Here is a 25,780-nt window from a genome sequence, read left to right as displayed (position 1 = left end):
CCGTGTCCGTTATTGATATTGATTGATAGGTTGCGAATGATGTACAGGCGCTTTCTCCGACAGGAGATATTTGTAGGGCGCTTCCAGTCCGGCGGCCTGTTTAATGCTGTCAGCTACCTGCGGACCGTTATTCTGCCAGACATTATCAGGACCATTGGCATTTTGCAGAAATTTCTCTGCCGGGCACCAGTTGTCTTTTACGGTATAATAGGCTGTTCCTTCATCAGTGTACAGGTAGAACCAATGCGTGGGAATATGTGCATAAGGCGCTTTGTAAATACTGTCTATATAGTTTCCGATAATTTCAGAACCGGGTTGTGCAGAGAGGGTATAAATACCAGCTACATCATACATATGTCTGGCATAGTGATGGATTTTGTTGCCAATGATCCTGTTATTGCTCATCACATTGATGGTCTTCGTCCATCCCCATCCTACACTGATGCCGGTATAAGATACTTCATGCACCTCATTATGCGCGATAGTGACATCCTTTACATAACCTGCGCTGATACCCAGTGTGCCCCAGTCCTCATTAGTAACGTCGGTTATAAGGTTGTTGGAGATCATGATATTGCTACATACCGTGCGTGTATCTGTAGGATGATAAGGCAGATGTGTTTCCGTTGCTTCGTCTGAGTACATGCCCAGCTGAATACCGGTACCACCAATGTCTTTGAACAGGTTACCATTGATGGTATCATGGCGATTGCCTGTTTCATAGTCCAGTCCTGTGGAGGCCAGGTGTTCAAAGCGACAGGCGGTGAAACTGGTATACTGTGCATAGGAAACCTTCACAGCAGCTGGCGGACGGCCTATCCAGGCCTGGTTCTCCAATCCTTTCTTATCAGGCGTACCGGGAACTTCCAGCTTGTATGCGTCCAGCATATAGAGGCCAGCCTGTAAAGGTACGTGTCCCATTTTTGAAGGACGCAGCCAGCTGCTATGCTGAAAGCTGATGCCTTTAAAATGTACGTGAGATACCGGGTTATCGATAGTACCGGTCATTGTAATTAATGATTCCAGTACAGGTGCAATCACAGTGGCGGTTGACAGGTGTTCATTATCGCGTGGCCAGTAGTATAGCTTTTGCGCTTTCACATCGAGGTACCATTCCCCGGGTTCGTCAAGTAGTGGTAGTGCGTTGGTGAGCCAGAAGGCGGAGTTGCCGGATTCTTTGGAAATCCAGGGAGCAGGCCAGGGATGTTCTGACTGGATCTTACTTTCCGGCTGATGGAAGGTAAGCAGTGTACTATCGCCGTGCACTTCCAATGTCCTAATCCGGAGATTGGCAATGGCCCACCATTGATGGATAAACATTTCCAGTCCGGATGCTTTTTCAAGACCACGTATCAGCGGTGTAGGAATCCAGCAGCTGGCTGTCTGGTGGTTCCATGAGAGGATGCGCTGCATGCTATCGCCGTTGGTATCTTTTGCGCGGACGGCTTTTATGTCGTTTACCCAGAGCTGCCGGAAGTTCAGTGGTTCCGAGCCGATAGCCGGAACATCTGCTACCCAGATCTTTCCTTTGAATGGCTGCCAGTTTCTTATCTGTATACCTCCGCTGAGGATAGGCTGGTCATTTGGTGCGGCTTCTATAATGGTAGGACTTTCGGTAGTGCCCGCATCTTCGGGACGGATGAATATAGGTTCATAGAGAAAGTAGGTACCGCCTTTCAGGATGATATGAATACCATCTTTGATAGCGGGATCATGCAATCTTCTCCACTCGCGTGCCTGCCTCAGTGCAGCGGACATCGTAGCTTTCGGCTGAGCGGCAGTACCGGCATGCAAATCATTCCCCGAAGGGGCAATATAAATATCAGCTGCATAGGTGTGTTGTATCAATAAACAGACAGCTATCATCCACATTACCGTTCTCATTCATGGCTGTTTATGGCAGTTTTCCAAACCTGTTCCAGTTGTGCGAAACCGTGAATAGCATTAGCTGGCAGTTGCTCTCCCTTTTCGCCGAAGACATATAACGCAGGTGCATTTTCAATGGTGATCTTTGATTCATCAGCAGCGTTCATATCAAGCCTGAGATACTTCGCCATGAAATCATAGATAGGCTTACGCTTGTTAATCCCGAAGTCATGTCCTTCGCCAGGCAGGTGCACGTTGCTGACCTTATCCCGCTGGTTATAGTATGCGTATACTGTCTGTAAATAGGGCAAGTCGTGTTCGGGCATTTTATCCGTCCAGTCGCCTCCATCACTTACCAGCAATTGCGGATGAGGTGCAGCCAGGGCAGCTATTTCCACGTTATCTGTCCTGTTGCCACAGGCGTGGATAGGCATACCACTTTCACAGGGACAGCCACCATAGAAATAAGAGCTGATGGCTACTACCGGAGCGCTGACCTTAATACGATCATCGATCGCGGCCATTAATACTGTATGACTGCCTCCTCCGGAACCACCTGTGATGCCTACTCTTGCGGTATCTGCATCTTTGAGTGCCAAGAGATAATCAAGGATGCGGATAGCGCCAAGAGCCTGTATGGTCATGGCGAGACTTCTGCGGTGATCTGCTTCTTCAAATTGCAAGAGCGATTCGCCCCAGGCAAAGAGATCATAACTGAAGGCCATAGCACCCATACGGGCTAATGTTGCACAGCGGTATTGACAATCGGGCCTATAACGTTGCTGTTGCCAGTGGCCGTCAGGATTGAGGATGACGGGGATCTTACCTTTGTATTTTGCAGGCTTGTATAATGAGCCGTTGATGTATAGTCCGGGAAGAATTTCGATAGCGATGTTCCTCACGGTATAACCATCAAATTTCCTTTCCTCTGTGATGATGGGTTTAGATGCAGGCGCTGCAGGCAAATGATCCAGCTGCAGGGCTTCGCGTATGCAGGGTTTCAGCTGGGCTTTACGTTGTTCCCATTCCGGCAGGTTGTGATACTGTGCAGCGATACGGTCCAGTTCTGCCCAGCCATCTGCTACCGCCCAGCGATAGTATTCATATTCGTTGAGCTTATAGGCGTCTTTATCTTTCCTTACTTTCAGATCAAGGGGAGTCAGAATATTATCCAATGTAGCTTCAAGGGTAGGCCTGTAGCGCCAGTCGGCATACGCAACATATTTTCCAGCCACCTGTTTGTCGGTATATTTTATGCGGATATTATACCGTTTCTGTACATCTTCCAATACAGTTTTTAGCGGCCGTTTGTAAGCGCTATCGGATGTTTGCTGCGCATACAGACAATGGGTATTCAACAATAGCAGGCATCCCAGTAAGGGAACGAGGAATCGGGTCGTTCTTTTCATAACATGGCATTAAACGAATGGGAATCTAAAACAAAATCACAGGTTGGTCATCCTATGCTGTCTACTTCCCGGAAAAATCGAAATAAAGTATGATCTGTAAAGCCCTTTCAGGCTCTTTCTCATAGTCGTAAAAGATATTCTTCATGCCCATTGGACCGGTTGTTTCATTGCGTTGTGTCTTGGTACCGATACTGCTGATGCCCTGCATAAAGGACAGATCTCCCGAGGGGAAGATGGGTTCATAATTATGCCACTGGTCCGTTTTCCAGGCAGGCGTAAATAAGCGCAGGAACAGGCTTTCATTGTCTGTGTATACAGTGAAGGGTTGAGAAGCAGTGATAAACTTACACCAGTACATATTAGCATGATAGCCTTTGAATTCAGGATAGTTCCAGCTCTCCCCTGTTTCTGTATTGTTATATGCTTTATGCCAGATGCCGAATTTAGTGCCTTTCAGGCGATTCTTCCATACACGGTATGGTCCGCTACCCATGTATTCCACTGCCTGCATTTCCTTTTCAGGGAATGCAAAGTTTACACCGACAAAGGAGGTGAAATAAGCAGCAGGGAAATATTGTACGGCCATCTTTACGATGCCGGATGGATAGATGGTCCATTGTAAGGTGTTGTAACTTTTCTTTCTGTCGAAGGTGGAAGTGATGATCAGTTTATTGCCTTCTTCATGATAAGAAAAACCGGCGAAGTTATTGTCTCCTTCCTGGAGTACAGGGCCATTGTTAAAAGGGATGATTGTGTTGCCGTGTTTTACGGCTTGTAACAGTCCACTCCTGTTGTTGAACGCGAGATGTATATCGGCCGCTGACACCAGCCATAGCGAGTCCTGTTCGCGGATAGTGACTTTACCGGTACTTGCTGTATCAATCATCTTAGCAGTTACCTGTGCAGGCCTTACGATGGGAAAGCTCCAGGTGAAGAGTTCCTTATCATGCGGATCTTTTGCAGACAGATAGAGCACATCGTAGCTTTGCCAGTTGGCCGGGAGCTTAAGTTTTAAAGTACCTTTCTCAAAAGGTTTCAGATGAGGTGCTATGATGGAATCATTGTATACAGTTGCTGTTGCCTGTTTTTTTAGTTGCCAGGTAAAGTGGCATTGGTCAATGTTAGTAAAGGCGTAGCGGTTCTCTATGTTGAATGTACCGTCGAAAGCGGGCGTTATTTCTCTTCTTTCCACATAGATGGGACTCCATACTTCTTTGATGGTGAAGAAGCTGCCTTCTTTTTCGTGGTGAGGCCCTACAATGCCATCAGCACCTCTGTGGTGATCAGTGTCAAGCGAGTCGTGCAGGTCCTTTCTTACTACACCCTGATCTGCAAAGTCCCAGAGGAAGCCACCAGCGCTGAGTGGGTTGTGCCACATCTTGTCCCAGTAGTCTTCCAGTCCGGCGCCATGGCCACCATCGAATTGTCCGTGGAGGAATTCGGTGGGCATGACTATTTCCCTGCCGTTTTCATAGTTGCCAATGCCGTAGTTATATTCCCTGTAGTGTTGGGTTTCGATGCCATTGAACAATTGCCAGGGATGTAGAACAGGGCGTTGCTGCAGGTCCAATTCAGGAAAAAGATGATCCAGCTCTTTGTTATGTCCGCCTTCATTGCCGTTGGCCCAGAAGACAATACTGGGATGGTTTACATCATGTTCCAGCATTTCCTTTACGAGACGGGTACCAGTTTCCGTATTATAATTGCCGTGCCAGCCTGCCAGTTCATCCATTACATATAATCCGAGTGAATCACAGACATCGAGAAAATGACCATCAGGCGGGTAATGCGACATACGGACTGCATTCATGTTCATCTCTTTAATGAGTAGTACATCTTCTATGCTGATGGCTTTACTGGTGGTACGTCCTGTTTCCGGGCGGAAAGAGTGGCGGTTCACGCCTTTGAATTTCATCTTTACACCGTTCACATAGATACCGTCGCGTTGTTTCACTTCTACAGTGCGGAAGCCAATACGTTGCCGGAGGGTGTGTAATACCTGGCTATTATTCCGCAGAGATATTTCTACTTGATAAAGGTTGGGAAATTCCGACGACCATGGTTGAATATGCGGATAGAGCGTATCCATATGAATTTCAGGCGCATTGACTGATCTTATAATTTGCGGGCCTACTTTCTGATGGTCTTTGTCGTACAGTTGCAGGGCGACCTGTCGTTGTTGTGCCGCATTGACCTTCAGGACAGCGTGGAAATCGCCGTCAGCCCGGGCATTGATAGCAACGCTGGTGATGTGTTCTGCGGGCAGGGCTTCCAGGAATACAGGGCGGAAGATGCCGCCGAAGAGCCAGAAGTCGGCTTTGCGCTCAGCTTCGTTTACAGATGGATTAGCGGAGTGCTTATCCACCGTGACTTCCAGCAGGTTCCTGCTTCCATATTTTAGTAATGTGGAGATGTCATATTTAAAGGCGTAAAAGGCGCCTTGATGTACTGGTCCCGCGGAACGACCGTTGATCTTAACGGTGGCGTCCGTCATTACTCCTTCGAAAACAATGTTTACTTTTTTGCCTTTCCAGCTGGCCGGCACTTGAAAAGTATACTTATAGAAACCACTTTCCTTACCTCGAAGACTGTCTTTCGCAAATCCGTAGTCGTATTTACCAAAACCCTGCAGTTCCCAGCAGGAAGGTACGGGGATAGTGGTCCATTTACCAGACTGACTACCAGCGGTGCAGTAGAACTGCCAGTTAACGGTGTGATCGCTACCGGTACCTGAGAGATAATTTATTTCAGTAGACTGGGCTACAGCTATTTGTATGGCGGTTGTTAATACCAGCAGCGCGGTAAGACATTTCTGTGGAATTCGTTTCATCATCAGGGTACACTTTTGGACCAAGCGGTGGTAAGTTAGTAAATGTATCCTGATATTTAAAACTGTTTTCTTTACCAGAAAGGTTATCAGGCACAATAAATGTAGACACGACACATATCTATGGGGTATATTTTTTTATATAGTGGCTTGCTTAAACCAGCTTATACCGTATTTTTGCGTCCGTGAGAAAAGTATGCCTTTACATACTAATTGTTTTTATCTGGGCTGAGAGTACCTCATTCGATCAGTTGCTGAAGCTGCCTGTGTTATTTGAACATTTCAAAGAACACCAGCTCAAGAACCCGAATGTGGACTTACTGGAATTCATATCCATGCACTACTGGGGGCAGGATATGGACGACACGGATAATGACCGGGATATGCAGCTTCCCTTTAAGAAGGTGAATATCAATACTCACTATATACTTTTCGCAAGATTCACCCAGGCTCCCCGGATCATTGCCACAGAACAAACAGTATCAAGGACTTTTACCATTTATAAGGATCAATACTATCCTGACCCAAATCTTACCTCCCCTTTCAGACCTCCCTGTGCGTGAAATTGCACCCTGTTATTTATTGATCTGTGCTGACATAGCAAGGGTATTCTGCTGCCCGTATGTCATTTCATAGGTCTTTTCTGCAATTCGATTCAACAGAAGTCATGCTTGATAAGATTATTCAATTCTCAGTTAGGAATAAACTGGTGATTGGCCTGTTCATGTTGCTATGGATTATCTATGGCATCTTTGAAGTAACGCGTCTGCCTATTGACGCGGTGCCGGACATCACCAACAACCAGGTACAGGTTATCACTACCGCACCATCATTAGGGGCGCAGGATGTGGAACGACTGATCACCTTTCCTATTGAACAGGCGCTTAGTAACGTGCCTCATCTGAAGGAAAGCCGTAGTATGTCGCGTTTCGGATTATCTATCATCACCGTTGTATTTGAGGACGATGCTGATGTGTATTGGGCGCGTCAGCAGGTGAGTGAGCGACTGCAACAGGTGGAGATCAATGAAAACGCCAGTAGACCAGAGCTGGCAGCAGTGTCCACTGGTCTGGGGGAGATATATCAGTATGTACTCCGACCGGTGAAAGGATATCAAGGTAAATACAGTCTGGCGGACCTGCGTACGATCCAGGACTGGATCGTAAGGCGGCAGTTGCTGGGTACCAGGGGAGTAGCAGAGGTATCTACTTTCGGTGGAGAGCTCAAGCAGTATGAGGTAGCGATTAATCCGTACCAGCTAAAGTCATTGGGATTAACGATCAGTGATGTGTTCACTGCTTTACATAACAACAACCAGAATACCGGCGGGGCTTATATTGAAAAAGGCCCAACGGTGATGTACATCCGTAGTGAAGGACTGGCAGGTAGTATTGCGGATATAGAAAATATTGTAGTGAAAAATACAGCAGCAGGTGTACCTGTACTGATCAGGCATGTGGCCAGTGTCAGGATGGGTGCTGCTACCCGTTATGGTGCATTGAACTACAACAATACCGGTGAAGTGGTGGGTGCTATTGTATTGATGCTGAAGGGGGAAAATTCTTCTCAGGTTATTAAGAATATAAAAGAGCGCGTTGCAGAGATACAAAAAACATTGCCGGAAGGCTTATTAATAGAGCCTTTCCTTGATCGTACCAAAATGGTGAACAATGCGATTGGTACGGTGGAGCATAATCTGCTGGAAGGTGCGCTGATCGTTGTTTTCGTACTGGTGCTCTTCCTGGGGAATTTACGTGCGGGGTTAATCGTGGCATCGGTTATTCCACTATCTATGCTATTCGCCATTATCATGATGAATACTTTCGGCGTAAGTGGCAACCTGATGAGTCTTGGTGCGCTCGACTTTGGGCTGATCGTGGATGGCGCGGTGATCATTGTTGAAGCGATATTGCATCATTTACATTTCTCTAAAAAGTATCAGCATATAGACAAGCTTTCACAGGAAGATATGAATGCGGAAGTAGCGGGATCTTCTTCCCGTATGATGAACGCGGCAGTATTTGGGCAGATCATTATCCTGATCGTATACCTGCCTATTCTTTCACTGGAAGGTATTGAGGGAAAGATGTTCAAGCCAATGGCGCAGACGGTGGCCTTCGCGATTATGGGGGCCTTCATTCTGTCGCTTACCTATGTACCGATGGTGAGTTCCTTATTCATCAGTAAAAAGATCTCACACCAACCGAATCTTTCCGATCGTGTAATGGATAAGATTGAACGCTTCTATCAGCGGGTACTTGGCCGTGCCTTGCGTTTCCGCAGAAGTGTAGTAGTTGTTGCTTTTGGATTGTTTGCACTGGCGGTGTTCATCTTTAGCCGGATGGGCGGAGAATTCATTCCGCAACTGGAGGAAGGAGATTTTGCGGTGGAGACGCGCTTACTGGTGGGAACGAACCTGAGTACGACTATTGCTACTTTTCAACAGATCTCGGGGATTCTGAAAGATAAGTTTCCTGAGGTGGAGCGGATCGTGTCCCGCATTGGTAGCGCCGAGATCCCGACAGATCCGATGCCGATAGAAGGAGGTGATATGATCATTGTATTAAAGGATAAATCTGAGTGGGCAAGTGCGGAGAGTTTCGAAGATCTGGCATCGAAGATGTCGGCCGTGGTACAGCAGGCAATACCGGGAGTGACCTTGAGTTTCCAGTTCCCTGTACAGATGCGTTTCAATGAACTGATGACGGGCGCCAAACAGGACGTGGTGTGTAAGATATTTGGTGAAGACCTGGACCTGCTGGCAAAGTATGCAGAGCAGATTGGCGCTATCAGTAAGACGGTATCCGGTACGGCTGACTGGTATGTAGAGAAGATGACAGGGATGCCGCAGGTAGTGATCCGCTATAACAGGAATGAGATAGCGAAATACGGGTTGAATATCGACGAGATCAACCGTACAGTGAATGCGGCATTTGCCGGCGCTGCCGCGGGAAAGGTATATGAGGGAGAGAAACGCTTTGACCTGGTGGTGAGGGTAGGTAATGAAGGCAGGCGGAATATTGAGGATGTACGCAACCTGATGATCGCGACTTCTACCGGTAGCCAGATTCCCTTATACCAGGTAGCGGCTATTGATGAAATAGAAGGACCTAACCAGATACAACGCGAGGACGCCAAACGCAGGATCACTGTCGGCTTCAATGTGAGAGGGCGTGATGTGCAGTCGATCGTTGAAGAATTGCAGCAAAAGATCCAACGGAAAATAAAACTCGAACCGGGGTATACCATTACGTATGGCGGTACGTTCGAGAACCTGCAGCAGGCGAAGAAGCGACTGAGTATTGCGGTGCCTGTGGCTTTACTGCTCATTTTCGTCATGCTGTATTTTGCTTTTTCATCTGTGAAGGAGGGAGCGCTGATCTATACGGCGATCCCCCTATCTGCCATCGGCGGCGTCTTTGCATTGGCGTTACGTGGCATGCCTTTCAGTATATCTGCCGGTGTTGGTTTTATTGCCTTGTTTGGTGTGGCGGTATTGAATGGTATTGTGCTTATTTCTGAATTCAATCGTATCAAAAAAGAAGGAAAAGTAACTGATGCACTGCAACTGGTGATGATGGGTACGCGTAACCGGCTGCGGCCGGTATTGATGACAGCTGCGGTGGCATCACTGGGATTCCTACCTATGGCCCTAAGCAACGGCGCCGGCGCGGAGGTACAACGCCCGCTGGCGACCGTTGTAATTGGAGGATTGCTGACTGCTACCCTGCTGACTTTATTTGTGCTGCCGGCACTTTATCTTTTATTCGAAGGAAAGGTCAAAATAAGGCTGAATAAAGCGGTGATGATAGCGGGACTGGTGTTTATCGCCATTCCTTCCGTTAAGGCGCAGAACAGCCCTGTAAATCTCAATCAGGCTATCCATATTGCATTGAGTCATAATCTGCAGGCTACCAGCGCTAGGTTGAATGAGCAGGCGGAGAATCTGCGGCAGAAGACAGGGGTTGATATTCCGAAAACACAGTTCAGTGCCGACTTTGGCCAGATCAATAGCATTCAGAAGGATAACCGCTTTGGCGTTACGCAGTCGCTGAGTTTTCCGACGGTGTATAGTCATCAGAAAAAGGCCCTGCGGGAGAACTATCTGGCGGCACAGGCTAAAACACAGCTGATGGAACAGGATATCAGGGCTGGTGTACGGCGACTGTTCTATGACTGGGTATGGCTGCATGAGAAGCAGCAGTTGTTGCGGTATGCGGATAGCATTTACGGATTATTCGAAGAAAAGACTAATCTCCGCTTCAAAACCGGGGAGACGAATATCCTGGAGAAGACTACTGCAGAGTCGCACCGGCAGCAGATTACCAATCAGCTGGAGATGCTTTCAGCGGATATGCTGATCACACTGAAGCAGTTCAATGTTCTATTGGGCGATAGTGTGTTTTATGAGCCGAAGACGGATAGCATCCGCCTCTCCTATTCTACTCCGGACACTTCGCTGGAGCAGCTTCCACAGATCCGTTCCCTGCAGCATGAATCTGCCGCAGCACACTGGCGCTGGCGTACGGAGAAGTCGAAGTTATTGCCTGACTTCTTTATCGGGTATAACAACCAGAGTATTTCGGGAATGCAGAATGTGGATGGTCAGGAGACTTATTTCAGTAACAGCAAACGGTTCAACTATGTGAATGCGGGGATCAGCATTCCCTTGTTTTTTGGTGCACAGCGTTCCAGGGCTTCCGCTGCACAATTAGACTGGCAGTTGTCGCAGCAAAGAGCGGATTACGCACTACTGCAGACACGCACGGAATGGCAGAATGCGTTGACGCAGGTACAGAAGTACGCTGCCAGCCTCCAATATTACCAGGGAAAAGGACTGGAAAATGCTGCGGCCATCATCTCAACTGCTGACAAACAGTTTGTTGGCGGGGAGATCGACTATCTACAGTGGGTCATCCTTGTTGATCAGGCGATAGGTATCAGGAACGAATATCTCGATATGTTGAACAATTACAATCAGGCCGTCATCCAGGTACTGAAATTGCAAAACTTTTAATTCAATCATTCATGCGACAATATCTTTTCTTATATATCCTGTTCGTTGCCTGCAGCAGTCATGCGCCTGTCCAGGAGCCGGCTGCAGAGACCTCCGCAGACAGCAGCACGGTAACGCTTACCAGCGATCAGATCAAAAATGCAGGTATCGAGACCGGATATCCCACGACGATGACCGTCAGCGGTGCACTGCGTTTGCAGGGTACCATTGATGTTCCACCACAGAGTACCGTGAGCGTGAGCTTTCCCCTAGGTGGCTACTTAAAGAGAACAGATCTGCTGCCGGGTGCTCATGTTAGTAAAGGCCAGGTGCTGGGAGTACTGGAAGATATGCAGTTCATCCAGCTGCAACAGGATTACCTGCTGGCGAAAGAGAAATTCACCTTTGCGGATACGGAATTCAAGCGGCAGCAGGAACTGAATGCCAGTAAGGCGAGTAGTGATAAGGTGCTGCAGCAGAGTAAGGCGGAGATGGAGAGTCAGCGTATTACGATGCAGGCCCTGGCGCGAAAGCTAGAGTTGATAGGGATTAATCCTGAGCGCCTGACGGCAGGTAATATTTCCAAGAGTGTTAATATTCTGTCGCCCATTAGTGGGTTTGTGTCTAAGGTGAATGTCAATATCGGCAAGTACACCTCCCCTACTGATGTGCTGTTTGAGCTGGTCAATCCGAGTGACATCCACCTGGCATTGAGTGTGTTCGAGAAAGATGTGAATCAGTTGTCTGTCGGACAGCAGGTAGTCGCCTACAATAACGAGCATCCGGAGAAGAAATATAATGCCGAGATCCTGCTGATCAGCAAGAACCTGAATGAGGACCGGATGGCGACGGTGCACTGTCACTTTCACCAGTTTGATGCTTCTCTCCTGCCGGGGATGTTTATGAATGCGGAAGTGGCGGTCAACAATGCGACTGCGTTAACTGTTAATGAGGCGGCGATCGTTCGCTGGCAGAATAATTTCTATGTGTTTGCTGATAAGGGGGGTAATAATTTCCAGATGGTGCGGGTGACTCCCGGGAATGTAAATAACGGGCAGGAACAGTTTTCGGCACCGGGAGTGGATACAGGGACTAAACTAGTGACTAAAAATGCTTATGCGTTGTTGATGAAGATGAAGAACAGCGCTGAAGAGGAATAAGCCTAACTATACCAGATCGTAAACAGAAGAAGGGCTGACCGGTTGGTCAGCCCTTCGCAATTTTATATTTTCATGAATCTGATCGTTACAGGAGATCGGCTTCTTCGTTTCAGCACTGCCAGGTAATATCCTTTGCTAAGACTGCTGATATTTACAGTGATCTTCGTTTTTCCTGTTATATCATACGAAATCGCTGGTTGAGCACTTGCGACGGGGATGATGTCCAGTGTTTCCCAATTTGCGGTAAGGCTGATATTATCCAGTGTAAATTCACCTGTTGCCGGATTCGGATACAGGTGGTTTGACGTATTTGATGGAGATGCGGACAGAGAAAATGCCAGTGGTTCAGAGGATTCTGTACAGTTCCCATTATTGGCCAAAACCCTATAGATACCTTCTGTAACAGGTTTAAACACTGTGCCTTATGGTATGTATAATAGTCGTAGCTGGGATCAGGCATTGTTCCAAGAAATTCTTGCGAAGACTCTTCCACACCATTTGATTTAAGCCTGTACACCTTAAAATTGCCGGAGGCACGCACGCCGGTAAGCAGTATTTTACCATCCGGCTGCACACTTATGTTTGTATTCGACGGGTTGCTCCCGAATCCCAGTATACGGTATCCACTTCCACCAAAACCATAATCGGTAGTGCCATCAGCGTGATATTTACAGACACTGGTCCGCGAATCAGAAATGCCTGCGGCGAAAATGCTACCATCAGGCAATGAGATCACCTTCGTTACTTCATCGTCTTCATCAATATCAGTATAAACTACTCCTCCATTTCCAAAGGAATTATCCAGCTGGCCGTTTGGCAGAAAACGCACCAACAGATAATCTTTGGTGACATTCTGTGCACTTCCCGCAATAATTATGCGACCATCCTGCTGTATACAACCAGTATTGATATGAAAATAGGGGAAGCCAAAATTTGCTGTTACTTTGCCATTTGTACCGAATGAAGGATCGGGGGAGCCTGTCTGGGAAAAACATTTGAAAATACTGATACAAATGAAGAACTGGATCAGTACAATAGTTTACGCATAGGTATCGGGATAAAGCGCAATATATTACGAATATCCCATATAATTAACGGCGACTGCATAGCGTCGCCGTTAATTATTTATAAGCGCCAGTCGACCGGTTCTATGCCAGCTTTCGCCAATAATTCGTTTGTTTTGGAGAAATGTTTGCAGCCGAAGAAGCCTTTATCGGCGCTAAAGGGTGATGGGTGAGCGGCTTTCAGGATATGATGTTTCGTTGCGTCGATCAGCACCTGCTTATCCTGCGCAAAACGGCCCCATAATATAAAAACCACATCCTTTTTCAGTTCGGATACCTTCCTGATCACGGCATCGGTAAAGTTCTCCCAGCCTATTTTGCTATGGGAAGCCGGTTCATTAGCCCTTACGGTCAGCATGGCATTGAGTAACAGTACCCCATGATCCGCCCATTTGGTCAAATTCCCTCCTTGTGGTATGGGGAGTCCCAGGTCTTCCTTCATTTCTTTGTAGATATTTACCAGGGATGGCGGAGGTTTTACGCCGTCCTGTACGGAAAAACACAATCCATGTGCCTGTCCGGCGCCATGATAAGGGTCCTGACCCAGTAATACGACCTTGACTTTGTCGAAGGGGGTTTTATCAAAGGCGTTGAAGATCAGGTTTCCGGGAGGATAGATGGTGTTTCCGACAGCTTTTTCATGTTTGAGGGCCATGACAACCTGTTCGAAATAGGCTTTGTGAAACTCGTCTTTGAGGACTTCTTTCCAGGTAGGCTCGATTTGTACCTCCATATCGTTTTATTTTTTTTGATTTATTTTGAATTATTAAGGGAATTTTCCATAGATTTGCACTCCCAAATTAAACGTTAAATATAGGGAAATTTGGGGATATGGATCGGTAGCTCAGCTGGATAGAGCAGCTGCCTTCTAAGCAGCAGGTCATTGGTTCGAATCCAATCCGGTTCACGAAAGCGCGATGTAGGTCGCGCTTTTTTTATGCAAAAAACTTTGACTGGTGCGGGTTTCGGAGGGTTTGATCCACTAAAGTAGCTTAAATAAAATCAAGTTATTTAGTGAGCGTTTAGTGAGCAAATAGGTGTGCTATCTTTGGTGCTCACTCGTCAAATAATGTGCTTGCAGTGTGGTTTGAAGAGCGATTTAATAACCGCTTAAATGTGAAGAAAAATGAATGTAAAGCAGAAATTGTCAATTCTAGTCTATGGCCGGAAAAGGACAGGCGTTAGTGACAGCCTCTCCCTTTATATTAGAGTTAGTATCGACGGATTTAAGGAGGAAATGTCCTGCGGGATTAAGATCCGACCTGAACATTGGGATAACTCCCGGAAACAAATCAAAGCTGGAGAAACTCAGTTCAAAAAGTACAATAAGACCCTAGAATTAATGAAGGCCGATCTCGAACGGCATTTTTACCTCGTACAGGCGTTACATCGTGTGGCTACGCCGCAAATGGTCTTGGACTCCTACCGCTCCCCTATTAATGGTAAAGATCAACAGCAACAGAAGATTGCCAATCTAGCGTTTAGTGAACGACTGGATGCCCTGATATGCGATTATATCAAATATTGCAAGTTTGAGAAGAAGGCGTATGAATTTGATGCGGTGCCTTCATCGGAGAAGAAGATCATTCTTGAAGATCGACGGAATGGTATTAAAAAAAGACTGGACGCTATTACCAGAGAGGCAAATGCCATCTTTGATAACAAGAGTCATCACAAGACACTCGTATTGGCGATTGATGAGTATCTGCTGAATTTCCTAATGCTGGCGTTTAGCGGCAATCGTTCGCCGAATAGTTTGGAGAAAATGATCGGTAGAAAGAACCGGTATCTTTCTTTCATTAAATACCGTTACAAAGCAGACGATCTCCCTGTTGAGAAGCTGGAGTATAAATTCATTACTGACTTGTTTAATTACCTACTGGTTCAATGGGGAGTGAACGAGAATTCAGCAACTAAGTACTGTCAATGTCTGAAGGAGATTATTGACCGGGCAGTAGCGAATGGCTGGTTACAGGCGAATATCTTCGGCCTGTTTAAATGCAGTTATGTAGAGCCTGATAAGCTATGGCCAAGTATGGACGAGTTTGTGACATTGCTTAATGCGGATTTGTCTAAGCAGAGCCTTCGAGAAATCCGGGATATTAACATCTTCTGCGGAATGACAGGGCTGGCCTACCAGGAAGTATTTGATCTTAGCCCGAGGGACATTGTGAAAGGATCGGATGGGGAACTGTGGATTGAGAAAAAGCGACAAAAAACAGATGGAGATGTAAGCTTGCCTCTCCTACCGCTCGCACTGGAGATTATTGAGCAATTGTAAATTCTGGTCATAAATCAGAACGGTGGGTCAACATGGTCCAGAATCTACAGATAATTTGAGCAAGCCAATAGATAATGCAAGACCTTATTTGTTGGCACTTTGAATAAAGAGTTATGAATGAAAGTGGTAAAACGTAGGCTAAAATGAGCCCAAAACAAATACTTAGGGAAGATCTTAGCTATATTCACTTGGGATTTCATAAAACAAATTACATATTTAGTATGTTTAATACCAATTCAATGTAGGCATTTTAATCAAAGCTTCTTGAAGGAGATTGATTCGTCATTCTTCCTCGCAATGACGATATGTCGAATAAACAACAGCCTCCACGCTATCTACATCCAGGCACGAGAAAAAGTCAGCAAATGTGTACGCAGCGCTTTTTTGCTGTTGTCGTCATCCTGATCATGGGTCGTCATCTTAGCCAACGCATCATCCTGACGCAGGTCAGGATACCGATCCTGCAAAGTCATTATCTACAGTCGGAAAAATCTTAGTGAGCCCCTAAGATAAACTCAAGATGATCACATCAGAAAGGCAACGAAAAAAAGGCGCAGAAATACTGCGCCTTTTTTGCATTATACTTGTTAACATCCTTTAAGGTCAATACTTCAGACCCAATTTAGATATAACGCCAACTAGTTGGTAAACCTGTAAAGGAATCTAAGCTAATCATTAGTCGATTAACTTTCTTTTCTTCACTGATCGTTGTTCATATAGATCATTTACTCTGCTCATTAAAAAAAATCAGGTACGATGAAATAGATTTTGCAAACGGTCTTTCAAGGTTGTTCAATATTACGGAGTGGCATATTTCCTTTAAAGGCACTGATGGATAGTTAAACGAAATAAAATAACCATTATCAGGATGCGACTTCACCGAAGGGCTTGCTTTAGCTGTATGAATAAAAGAGCTATCTTGTAATAAACCCTGTAACCATGTATCTATTTGTTTCCCAGTTACAATCTTATACTTTTTTGATCTAAGATTATAACAATGAACTTTCTGAATATTATTTCTGTTGACGACGACGGTAATCATTGCAACTGCATAAGCACGGCTTCCAATTACCTGAATAACCTCATGTTTATCTCTCCTGATTTTCTTTACTAAGCTATCAGTAGTTGATAAATAAGATTTCATATCAAAATAAGAATAATAGTTGCAAGTACATCCCAAATTATTCTGGGCCCTAGTATCCTTACTTAAAAGTATTAGCAGTATTAAACTAATTAAATAACGCATTTGTTTAATTTATCTTAACCATTTCATTAACCTAAGTGCTCCTATTACGCCTTGATACATGGGAGGTATACCTTTGGCTATTTCAGGGTCTAAGTGTCCAGTTCTAGCATGCTGCCCTCCATCTCTGTAAATGTTCATCTCTCCTTGAGATCTCAAATATACATTAGTCATTTGAATAGCATCCTCCTGTTTAAAGCCAGCCTGCCCCTTTACATCTGGCACTCCGTGTCCAAGTATCTCGTGTGCAAGAGCCTCCCCAAACGAAGGACCTCGCTTGATATACTTTTTTCCTATCCTATAATCGAAGTCCGCTTCTACTTTAGAATCCATGACTGATGCTGCCGGCAATAAACTGAAAAAAACAGTGACAGACAGCACGCTGTCCACTCCCCGTATTACAGAGACTTACTATGACGGAGATTTTGTTTATAATCAGGATACGCTGCAGTTGTTCAAACATGAAGAAGGAAGGGTACGATTTTTATATGATTCGGCTGTACCGCGTTACACTTATGATTATTTTGAGAAAGATCATCTCGGCAATATCCGGGTGGTATTGGGAACTTCTAGCGCTACTAAAGTGTATACGGCCACTATGGAAACAGCTTCAGCCGTTACTGAAAACGCATTGTTCAGCAATATCGATGCAACCCGTGCTGATTTACCGGCTGGCTATCCTGCTGATGGTACGACCAACACTAATAAATATGTAGCTCGGCTGAATGCACAAAACGGCAAAAAAGTGGGCCCGTCACTGGTATTGAAAGTAATGGCGGGAGATACAATCAGAATTGGTGTAAAAGCTTTCTACAAAAGTAATGGCACCAATGTAGCCAAGAGCACAGCGGAGGATATGCTGACGGCCATGATTCAGTCATTAACTGGGAATGCTGAAGCTGACGGTATGCATAGTCTGGCTTCTTCCGGGTCAGGTGCAGCATCATTATTGAATGCGAATGATTTTAATAGTCTTAAACGCAAAGATCCGTCCCAAAATCTGGAAAATAAGCCGAAAGCCTATCTTAACTACATTCTGTTCGACGACCAGTTTAAAATGGTTAATGAGAACAGTGGAGTAAAGCAGGTACAGAGTAATCCTGATGAAATGTCGACGTTAAGTGTTGATGGCACCGTTATTAAGCAGTCTGGGTTTATGTATGTCTATACCAGTAATGAAAGTGCAGAGAATGTCTATTTTGATAATCTGATAGTGGCACAGGGGGTAGGACCCTTACTGGAAGAAACGCATTATTATCCGTTCGGGTTGACGATGAGTGGCATTTCGTCAAAGGCGCTGGATGCCGCAATAGTTGAGAATAAATACCGTTTCAATGGCATTGAGTTTGAAAATAAGGAATTCAGCGACGGAAGCGGATTAGAGATGTATGATACTGATTTCCGGCAGCTTGACCCGCAGACAGGCAGATGGTGGCAAATGGATCCAAAACCGCAGTACAACTCGAGCCCATATGCTGCTATGATGAATAATCCGGTATTGTACACTGACCCTATGGGGGATACTACATGGGTGTTTGGCACAAGCGGACAGTTTCTTGGTGTTGTAAATGACAACTTGCCAAACCAGGTCCATTTTATTGATAATAGCGATCCTAAGACAGCTCCTTTTGATGCAAGTAAGTTAAGTCTGGAAGATGCAAACAAGCTTGGGCAAGCCATAAGAGATGCATCAGTGGCATTTATGGGTAGTAAAACAGCAGGTGACCTTAAGAGAATTACGGCAGAAGCAGATGCACGTAAGACAGAGTTAGCCTTTGTTGGCGTTGTAGATCCAGACAAGGAAATCCGTTTGTCAGCGTTGCCTCCGGATGAAAGCAATAAGGTTGCCAAAGTTGACCTTATCGGTCAAGTTGATAAAAAATATCCTACAGCAGAGGAACAGTCAAAAATATTTATCATAGGGCATGTTCATGACAGGGAGGCTGCGAGACCTGTATTATACCCGACAACAAAGGAGAATCTTGATTTTCTTGGAGAGCCTAGTAAGTCTGATTATCAACCGGTGTTGTATAGGAGTCCAACTGCAACTGAGAAAGGACGGTCCGTTGCTTTAATCGCAACACACTATGGTGTGACGATTTACGGCACGGGAGCTAGTAGAAGTGTATACGGATCGGAGGATTATGTTTTTGCTCAAAAAAGTCACTATTTGCTTTATCGCAATATAAGTGGCAAGACGAATCCTACAACAAGTCTTCCTCATGCGACCCTTACAATTCCGAAAAACTAAATTGTAATATATTTGGTGATCTAATTATTCAGTATCTTAAACGTTAGCAATGATAAAACCCTTTCACTTTTTAGTCGTTGTTTTATTTCTGTTGTCATGTCAACAAAAGAAGTCCGATAATGTTAGTCAATCCGTCGTTCCAAATGATAGTACTGCTGTCTATTCCAAAAATGGTGGCATGCAGTTTTTCTCTGTTCCCTTCAATAGAAAAACGCAGGACCAGCATTCATTATCTTTTGGTTGGGAGCCATCTTTCGGAACCGCTTTTGTGCTAAATCTCTACAATACGGGAACCGAAGTACAAGGAGTCGCATATGAGGTGAGGCCTGAAGACCGGGGAAGTATTTTCGGATTCAATTCCAGAGTACAAAAGGTATTGCCCTTCGAAGGCTATAGTTTTACCATTGACCTAAATCGATGGAATGCATTGGTAGAGAAGGTGGAGAATGTTCTGAGCCGATCATCTTCCAGTACTGACAAAAGCAACAGGTGTTTTGATGGAACCTATTACTACATTGAATACGGGGACAAACAGGTTGCAGGTCACAACTGTGAGGAAGATACTATTGCGGCGTTGTCAAAATACATTGAGCAGGAAATATTAACGCCTGTTCATGAACTTAGAAAAGCTGAGAAGTAATAAAAAAGGCCGGGAAAATGTGAAGTGTCCCAAAAAGTTAGACACTTTTAGGGCATTTTTTATGGATAAAAGAATTAAATACAGTCTGAAAGTGCTCCCTGCATGAGACTATAAAATTTCTTGTGTTTCGCGGCTTATTGGGTCATGCTTCACACGACTTTGGAAACCGGGGAAGGCGCTGCCGCCGCGCCATTCCCCCTTCCCCATCCTGGCAGGGTTCCAAACAATGGGGAAGGCATTTACACAAAAAATTAGATACTACGCCCTGCTTTAGTACGCCGGGTTATACAATGAATTTTCTAACAATTACTCGAAAGACAAGATTTCTTAATATATTCGTAGTAGCTCTTTAATTCATTACAAAGCACATCATTTGATCGTGCTTCCAAACGGACGGCAAAGATAATGCACGAAAAACGCAAACACTTAAATTCCAAATACTTACATTAATTTATACTGAACCAATCCGGTTCACGAAAGCGCGATGTAAGTCGCGCTTTTTTTATGGGCCTAAATGCCGTGGAGAAGGTTTAGGAGATTATTGAGAGACTCCTCCGGATAGAAATTGACGATCTATCGGAATAAGCGAGGGTTTGCATTATTCTACCGTATGGTACCTGTTTTTCTATGCTCTTTTGACGTATCAGATATCGCTTCTTTAATTCGTCTATTCTACGTATCTCTTTTTCTCTGCATCCGCCATCCCTCTGAAAAATAAAACGAAACAAAAACGACCAAACATCCTAAACCGAAAATCACCAACAAAATTCTCCGATATTTCATGTACTAACGATTTGAATTAACAGAAGTATTAAATCCAAGATAGTAAAACCAGCCATACATAATATCGCGTTTGTCTACATCTGTATCCTTGCTGTTGTACCAGGAAGCCGGTTGCGCTGCTGGTTGTTGACTATTACCTAATCTGTTATTTGCATTACCTCATAGCCAATTACCAGCATCCATTGTATTGAAAATAGTATTACTTGTCCCCAGTAGGAATAAAGGGCCATGTTCGCTCGTTACATCATTGAAATCGTCTTTAAGCTCCTGCTGATATTCCCGACGCCGTTGTCGTGGTTTACTGGCTATTGCCAGTGAGATCGCTTACTCTGAGTTCTGACCGACAACAGAAGTCGGGATAATCCAACGGAGAAGAATGCCGCATACGTTCCAACAATTTAGTCAATAAAACACCGCAGGGTCTCTGGGCATATCACTTAGTGATAACGCCCAGAGACCCTGCAAGGACGGCCCCTACCTCTTCTGTTATCGGTCAACACTTAGCGAAGCGATCTCATGACCGAAAGGAGTAACCACGACAACGGCGGGATTGGGCTCTATACTCTTCCTTAAGACATGCAAAGGCTAAATCATTCGTCATCAATCACGCCCAAATCTTACAATTAAAATGAATTCATTCAACGGTTCTGGCTTGGCACTCGGATTGCGTTTTATTTTAACTGGAATAATACTTTTCGCTAAAAGGTGATGGTACCTAGCCACCGCTGCTGGGTACGCTGTCTGCTTCATCACTTCGGAAGGTCCATTCACATTTACGAAATCAACAATGTTTGTTCCGAACCGATTAATGCTCAATTTTTTAATATTAAATCCATCAAAATTGCCGGTACTATCAATTAAAATAGCCAGAGCAGCAATTCCTTTGCTCTCCATTCCCCCAAGGCTATCCGGCAAGATGATGTTTTTACGATTCACATCCACGACAAATGGAAAAGCGGGCGACAAAATATTCACGGGCTCCGATGCTCCAGTGTCTTTCTGCTGTGCATCGCACTTTGATAACATAAAACTAAACGTTGTCAATAATATCAAGTACTTCATAACTATTGTAATAATGGAATAAATTTTTTGATCACTGGATTACTAAGCTTAAGATCTACAGAAAAATTATTGTATATCCCTTTGGCTTGTAAATTTGCCGCGCTTCCTTCTTTGAAATTAGAGACCGCCGTTTGATATGCGTTTAGATCAAACGTAGTACCATAAAACAATGTCTCCATCGCCTGCTGATATTTTTGCCCTGCTTGGGTGCCAACAACGCCAAACTGAGTTGATCCCCCAACTGCATTGATAGCGACCGCTTTACCAAATAAATAGGCTTCAACTTCATTATTAGCAGTAGCAATTCTACCATCTAACATCTGGCGCATCTCAAATTGAAATCAATTCTTTGTCAATCCAGATGGTTAATATATATACTTTTATTCTGAAAGTCATACCTTCGCTACAGCTCTTTAAATCATTGCAAAGCACATCATTTGAATATGGCATCACTTTAGTGCACCACAGACATCCAATCATCTCAAATGAGTGAATATTAAACACTTGCATCAAAATATCCCGAACCAATCCGGTTCACGAAAGCGCGATGTAAGTCGCGCTTTTTTTATGCGAGAAAATTTGGATGATGTGGATTTGGGAGGGTTTGGGTTTGGGATGCTAAGTAGCCCAAATATTGACTGGTTTTTGATGCCTGTCACATGTACAGGATACGGACATAAGCTTTCAGTGCCGCAGCATGCTCAAAAAAGGAAACTAATTCCTGATACTCTTCTTCAATGTAATGAAAAAGTTCCGGACCTTTGGGTTTATAAGCATTTCTCAGCACTTCCTCATAATCATACAACTCCTGCAGCTGTTTAAAAGAAATGGTTGACAAAATACTGCTGATTTTCAGCACTTCTTCGATATCAAGATACGCTCTATAGTCGCCTTTTAAAGCAGGGAATGCACCACCATTAAGGAAGTGAAAAACTGGTTCTCCCGTTGCATTATAGTGTTTACTTAAAAGGAAACCCAAGGTGGAGTAGCAACGATAACGGCTGAAAAATCGGTAGGGTTTAGGGTTCTTTCCTGGATAAGTCTGCAGTAACTCGTGCCAATCTTTGATTGTGTCCATCAGGTTTTCTACCCTGGATCTATTATTATTGGCTTTTGCCTCTAGTAAGTCTTCTTCAAGGAGGCCAGGTTCCTCAAATTCATACCACATGTCGTCGTAATACGAGGCGTTAGTTGTCTTTTCAATTATTTTATAAAGTGGTATTGCTATAAGGCCAAGATCGATTCCCATAATTTAGTTTAGCATTCACAGTGTATTAGGATATTCCTGCAAAATAAGGAAAAGATTGATGCAGTCCCCCATTTACGGTTACATCATCTACGAACGGAATGGGCAGATCATTATGGCGGTGAAGCGCGGCCCTTCCAGGAAAAAGCCTACGCAAAAACAGTTGGAAGCAAGGCATAAGATGACCATTGCTTCGGCACGTGCTCAGGTTATGATGGCCGATCCGGAGATAAGGGCCTACTATCAGTCGATGGCCGGGCCGGGCCAGAATGCCTACAATATGGCGGTGAAGGATGCTTACCGCAGTCCGGAAGTCCAGAATATCAGGTTAGAAAAGGGAGAGGTTGTAGTGACTGCCAAAAATGAGTTCCGGGTAGCAGAAGTGGAGGTAAAGGTAATAGACGCTGAGGGTGTTATCATAGAAAGCGGTCAGGCAGTACTGGGCAGGAACAGAGTAGATTGGTATTATAAAGCAACTGCGCTACCTGCTGGCGGTAAAGTCATTGTAGTAGCGGAAAATTTGCCGGGGTATCAGACGGTGAAGGAGTTGCTGCTTACATAAAACCGTCTTCGGGCTTCCTGCTGGTCGAGGAGCTTTGTCTGCATATTCGCGTATATTCTTCCATTTGCCAGCACAGATTATTTTGACATGTATTGCTCCCACTTTAAAAGTAGGCAGGCGTAGCTGTGCCTTTCCTGTTGATTGCTGGTTGGTCGTACTTATTTTTATTCCACAAGTTTTCAAAAACTGAGAAGTAATATAAAAAGTCACATTAATAATCTGTGGGATAACAGCCCCTTTATTTCACAAGTATTTTTATATGATAGATTTTATACGCCTTGTTCTCCAAACAGCCGTTTTATATCATCCTGGATCTCAAATATGTCACTAACAGCATATAACCCAACTGGTTTTTGCAGGTCTTTGTTTGAAGGCGGTGTCTCAACGCAGGCGCTCACCAACTTGATCTGATTTGCCAGATCAGGTAAAAACTTCATCCCTGCAACTGAATATTTGGAAATACGCCCTACGCCGTCATTATATACTTGCCCTTTCGCTTTGATGTTTTCTAACATCAGGAGCGTAGGTACTTTGTCAAATACGCTGTCATAGAACTCAATAACCGGGCTTTCATTCGGGCCCGCAAGTTCATGAATGTAAGCACAGTAATATTTCTTGCCTAACTGAATGGAAACAACATCTTTAGGTCTGTAAAAAGTAATGCTGTCGGGTAGCGCCGGTTTCCGTTTTAATTCAACCGGCGGGCTACTGATAAAGGCTTTTATCTCGTCTGATTTTCTGAAAAAATCATCACTTAAAGCAACAGATTTATTTAAAGCGTCAACGGCTTTTATAGCATCACCCGTTATTGACTTATCGGCAAACCCATATTAACAGTCCTTTTTACACCATTTTGTTATCTGACGCCTGCGTACCTGTCATTCCCTTTGCAATTAACTGATTGCCCGGTTGGCAGCGTAATCAAAATCAAAAATATGACCTTCAGAGCATTGTTCATAGATGTTGAGAACCGAATCATTACATTAAAACTGACTCATAGAGTTGTACCTGACTAAATTCCGCCGGGAAAGTATAATCACAGGTTAATTGTTATTTTGATGGTTATTAGTATCTTTTTGGGCATCCGCCACCACTCTGGAAAATAGGGCGAAACAAAAACGAATAAACATCCCAAAACAAAGGTCAACAACAATATTCCCTTTTATTTCATGTACTAACGGTTTGAATTAGCAGAATCATTGAAGGTCGGACGCTTTTGCAAAAGCGTCATGCAGGTCTCAAAATAATGTGCCAGCTTGTTGTTGATGCCTGCCAGGGATTCTACATTCGTTTTAAACATGGACTGTATGTTTTCCATGGCAGCCTCAGTACCGCCCAATTCAATAATTGAATTTTCTTCCCCATTTATTTTGTCTTGTTCCAGGTCGCTAATATCATCCAATATCAGGGCGTTGACCTTTACATACGACCATGCTTCAATTATACGATGTAGCAACTGTTCTTCAACAGGGACGTCGCATAAAGTAAAGAAAAAGGCATCCGCCCGGTTTAGTGCTTTTACAGGCGATCCCAGTGTATATTGTAAAGGCTTCCTGTTGTTTAAATACAGGAGCAGGTCGCTGAAAAAAATGCTGTTTGCAACAGTTGGAGTATATAATATCCTACAGGCACCAATAAAATCTTCGTAGCCGATCTGCTTTGCCTCATACTTTGCCATGAGGTCAAATCCATCTTCCATTAGCCGGATATGCTTTTCATCCAGCAAAATGGATTTTTCCACTCCAAGTTTATATTGCAGGTCAAAAAGGAAGGGAATAATGGTATAGCCTAATGAATTGGACAAATAAACATATTTTCCTTTCCAGAAATGGTTGTTATCAGGAGGGGTTCTATCTGCAAAAAATGTGGCAATTTCATAGTCAATACCAAATTCATCTGTCAGTCTTCTTTTGGTAATAGGGAGCATGTTAACAAATTTAATATTTCCACAAAAAATACGATTCTTTTACTTTATATTAGATAAAACCTTTGAAAGATGCAAACCCAAACCCATCAACGCCCCATTGCTCAAATAGGCGAGCACGTAGGTATCGAGCTAGGTACCAAATTAGTAAAAGATTATTTTGATGCTTATCCTGAACAGGCCTATGGACATGTTATTGGTAGAGCTATTATGGACAAGATCCTGGCACAACCCGGTTGTGAAGGGGTTGTCATTTATCCTGCTTTAAATGAAAATGGCAAAAAGACGTTGGTATATGCCGGTATTGACGCTAAAGGGAAAGCTATCGTAAAAATACCGATAGTAAACACGGACGGCGTTATTCATTTCGAAGATGGAATCATTGCCGACAGGGCTATTCCTTCTGGCGGTGACGAAGAGGGAGTGGATCCGGTAGAGCCTGAGATCATCCCTGAGTGGTAATACC

22 protein-coding genes and 1 tRNA gene are annotated in these 25,780 nt (G+C 44.4%); 9 read left to right on the top strand and 14 right to left on the bottom strand.

Annotated features, from left to right (window positions below; translation table 11 throughout):
* Nucleotides 1-9 precede the first annotated feature (9 nt).
* From BLR32_RS28545 to BLR32_RS28535, 3 genes are all read right to left on the bottom strand, one after another.
* Entirely contained in the window at nt 10-1,884 is a 1,875-nt protein-coding gene (locus tag BLR32_RS28545) for a right-handed parallel beta-helix repeat-containing protein (protein ID WP_089837112.1), read from the bottom strand.
* The gene (locus BLR32_RS28540) at nt 1,881-3,275 is read right to left on the bottom strand and encodes an alpha/beta hydrolase family protein (RefSeq protein WP_089837110.1); all 1,395 of its coding nucleotides are present in this window, start codon (nt 3,273-3,275) and stop codon (nt 1,881-1,883) included. Before BLR32_RS28540 ends, BLR32_RS28545 begins: the two co-directional genes overlap by 4 nt.
* Before the next feature lie 61 nt (nt 3,276-3,336).
* Complete coding sequence (locus BLR32_RS28535) at nt 3,337-6,108, bottom strand: glycoside hydrolase family 2 protein (RefSeq protein WP_089837108.1); 2,772 nt, start codon at nt 6,106-6,108, stop codon at nt 3,337-3,339.
* 179 nt (nt 6,109-6,287) lie between these two features.
* Between BLR32_RS28535 and BLR32_RS28530 the strand changes: the two genes are divergently transcribed.
* From BLR32_RS28530 to BLR32_RS28520, 3 genes are all read left to right on the top strand, one after another.
* Nucleotides 6,288-6,665 carry a hypothetical protein gene (locus tag BLR32_RS28530; RefSeq protein WP_143011622.1) on the top strand — a complete coding sequence of 126 codons (378 nt, stop codon included), beginning with the start codon at nt 6,288-6,290 and terminating at the stop codon, nt 6,663-6,665.
* A gap of 104 nt (nt 6,666-6,769) precedes the next feature.
* Nucleotides 6,770-11,119 (top strand): CusA/CzcA family heavy metal efflux RND transporter, encoded by a 4,350-nt coding sequence (locus tag BLR32_RS28525; protein WP_089837105.1) that lies wholly within the window; start codon nt 6,770-6,772, stop codon nt 11,117-11,119.
* A gap of 11 nt (nt 11,120-11,130) precedes the next feature.
* Complete coding sequence (locus tag BLR32_RS28520; protein ID WP_089837103.1) at nt 11,131-12,258, top strand: efflux RND transporter periplasmic adaptor subunit; 1,128 nt, start codon at nt 11,131-11,133, stop codon at nt 12,256-12,258.
* A 62-nt stretch (nt 12,259-12,320) separates the two neighbouring features.
* Here the strand turns inward: BLR32_RS28520 and BLR32_RS34665 are convergent, their stop codons facing one another.
* The 3 genes from BLR32_RS34665 to ung all read right to left on the bottom strand — a co-directional run bounded on the left by BLR32_RS34665 (nt 12,321) and on the right by ung (nt 14,055).
* Nucleotides 12,321-12,512 carry a hypothetical protein gene (locus tag BLR32_RS34665; RefSeq protein WP_394331205.1) on the bottom strand — a complete coding sequence of 64 codons (192 nt, stop codon included), beginning with the start codon at nt 12,510-12,512 and terminating at the stop codon, nt 12,321-12,323.
* A complete protein-coding gene (locus BLR32_RS34265; protein WP_394331204.1) occupies nt 12,434-13,261 on the bottom strand; it encodes a delta-60 repeat domain-containing protein in 828 nt (275 codons plus the stop codon). Before BLR32_RS34265 ends, BLR32_RS34665 begins: the two co-directional genes overlap by 79 nt.
* 122 nt (nt 13,262-13,383) lie before the next feature.
* On the bottom strand, nt 13,384-14,055 hold the full coding sequence (gene ung, locus BLR32_RS28510) for a uracil-DNA glycosylase (protein ID WP_089837099.1): 672 nt from the start codon (nt 14,053-14,055) through the stop codon (nt 13,384-13,386).
* A gap of 100 nt (nt 14,056-14,155) precedes the next feature.
* Here ung and BLR32_RS28505 point away from each other — a divergent pair.
* Both BLR32_RS28505 and BLR32_RS28500 read left to right on the top strand, forming a co-directional pair.
* A tRNA-Arg gene (locus BLR32_RS28505) sits at nt 14,156-14,229 on the top strand.
* Between the two features lie 219 nt (nt 14,230-14,448).
* Complete coding sequence (locus BLR32_RS28500) at nt 14,449-15,603, top strand: phage integrase SAM-like domain-containing protein (protein ID WP_089837098.1); 1,155 nt, start codon at nt 14,449-14,451, stop codon at nt 15,601-15,603.
* Nucleotides 15,604-15,938: 335 nt separating this feature from the next.
* Here BLR32_RS28500 and BLR32_RS34150 read toward each other — a convergent pair whose 3' ends face one another.
* The 3 genes from BLR32_RS34150 to BLR32_RS28490 all read right to left on the bottom strand — a co-directional run bounded on the left by BLR32_RS34150 (nt 15,939) and on the right by BLR32_RS28490 (nt 17,179).
* A complete protein-coding gene (locus BLR32_RS34150; RefSeq protein ID WP_176842459.1) occupies nt 15,939-16,076 on the bottom strand; it encodes a hypothetical protein in 138 nt (45 codons plus the stop codon).
* Between the two features lie 248 nt (nt 16,077-16,324).
* On the bottom strand, nt 16,325-16,747 hold the full coding sequence (locus tag BLR32_RS28495) for a hypothetical protein (protein WP_089837095.1): 423 nt from the start codon (nt 16,745-16,747) through the stop codon (nt 16,325-16,327).
* A 111-nt stretch (nt 16,748-16,858) separates the two neighbouring features.
* The gene (locus BLR32_RS28490; RefSeq protein ID WP_089837093.1) at nt 16,859-17,179 is read right to left on the bottom strand and encodes a hypothetical protein; all 321 of its coding nucleotides are present in this window, start codon (nt 17,177-17,179) and stop codon (nt 16,859-16,861) included.
* Between BLR32_RS28490 and BLR32_RS28485 the strand changes: the two genes are divergently transcribed.
* Both BLR32_RS28485 and BLR32_RS28480 read left to right on the top strand, forming a co-directional pair.
* A complete protein-coding gene (locus BLR32_RS28485) occupies nt 17,178-19,097 on the top strand; it encodes an RHS repeat-associated core domain-containing protein (RefSeq protein WP_089837091.1) in 1,920 nt (639 codons plus the stop codon). The genes BLR32_RS28490 and BLR32_RS28485 overlap by 2 nt on opposite strands.
* 49 nt (nt 19,098-19,146) lie before the next feature.
* Nucleotides 19,147-19,737 carry a hypothetical protein gene (locus BLR32_RS28480; protein WP_089837089.1) on the top strand — a complete coding sequence of 197 codons (591 nt, stop codon included), beginning with the start codon at nt 19,147-19,149 and terminating at the stop codon, nt 19,735-19,737.
* Between the two features lie 1,383 nt (nt 19,738-21,120).
* On the opposite strand, the gene BLR32_RS28475 is transcribed toward BLR32_RS28480, so the two are convergent.
* The 3 genes from BLR32_RS28475 to BLR32_RS28465 all read right to left on the bottom strand — a co-directional run bounded on the left by BLR32_RS28475 (nt 21,121) and on the right by BLR32_RS28465 (nt 22,831).
* The gene (locus BLR32_RS28475; protein WP_089837087.1) at nt 21,121-21,582 is read right to left on the bottom strand and encodes a hypothetical protein; all 462 of its coding nucleotides are present in this window, start codon (nt 21,580-21,582) and stop codon (nt 21,121-21,123) included.
* Between the two features lie 2 nt (nt 21,583-21,584).
* Nucleotides 21,585-21,911: a hypothetical protein gene (locus tag BLR32_RS28470; RefSeq protein WP_089837085.1), complete on the bottom strand. Its 327-nt coding sequence runs from the start codon at nt 21,909-21,911 to the stop codon at nt 21,585-21,587.
* 326 nt (nt 21,912-22,237) lie between these two features.
* Nucleotides 22,238-22,831 carry a DUF1877 family protein gene (locus BLR32_RS28465; protein WP_089837082.1) on the bottom strand — a complete coding sequence of 198 codons (594 nt, stop codon included), beginning with the start codon at nt 22,829-22,831 and terminating at the stop codon, nt 22,238-22,240.
* A 58-nt stretch (nt 22,832-22,889) separates the two neighbouring features.
* Between BLR32_RS28465 and BLR32_RS28460 the strand changes: the two genes are divergently transcribed.
* Complete coding sequence (locus BLR32_RS28460) at nt 22,890-23,390, top strand: hypothetical protein (RefSeq protein ID WP_089837081.1); 501 nt, start codon at nt 22,890-22,892, stop codon at nt 23,388-23,390.
* 269 nt (nt 23,391-23,659) lie between these two features.
* Here BLR32_RS28460 and BLR32_RS28455 read toward each other — a convergent pair whose 3' ends face one another.
* Together BLR32_RS28455 and BLR32_RS28450 are read right to left on the bottom strand one after the other, a co-directional pair.
* Complete coding sequence (locus BLR32_RS28455) at nt 23,660-23,905, bottom strand: hypothetical protein (protein WP_089837078.1); 246 nt, start codon at nt 23,903-23,905, stop codon at nt 23,660-23,662.
* A 659-nt stretch (nt 23,906-24,564) separates the two neighbouring features.
* Nucleotides 24,565-25,317 carry a hypothetical protein gene (locus BLR32_RS28450; protein WP_089837076.1) on the bottom strand — a complete coding sequence of 251 codons (753 nt, stop codon included), beginning with the start codon at nt 25,315-25,317 and terminating at the stop codon, nt 24,565-24,567.
* Nucleotides 25,318-25,386: 69 nt separating this feature from the next.
* On the opposite strand from BLR32_RS28450, the gene BLR32_RS28445 reads away from it, so the two are divergent.
* Nucleotides 25,387-25,776: a hypothetical protein gene (locus BLR32_RS28445; protein ID WP_089837074.1), complete on the top strand. Its 390-nt coding sequence runs from the start codon at nt 25,387-25,389 to the stop codon at nt 25,774-25,776.
* Nucleotides 25,777-25,780 lie beyond the last annotated feature (4 nt).

It is taken from the genome of Chitinophaga filiformis, assembly GCF_900102545.1.
Lineage (GTDB): Bacteria > Bacteroidota > Bacteroidia > Chitinophagales > Chitinophagaceae > Chitinophaga > Chitinophaga filiformis.
The sequence above is the reverse complement of the archived record's forward strand: the minus strand, read 5'-3'. Positions and strand labels throughout refer to the sequence as shown.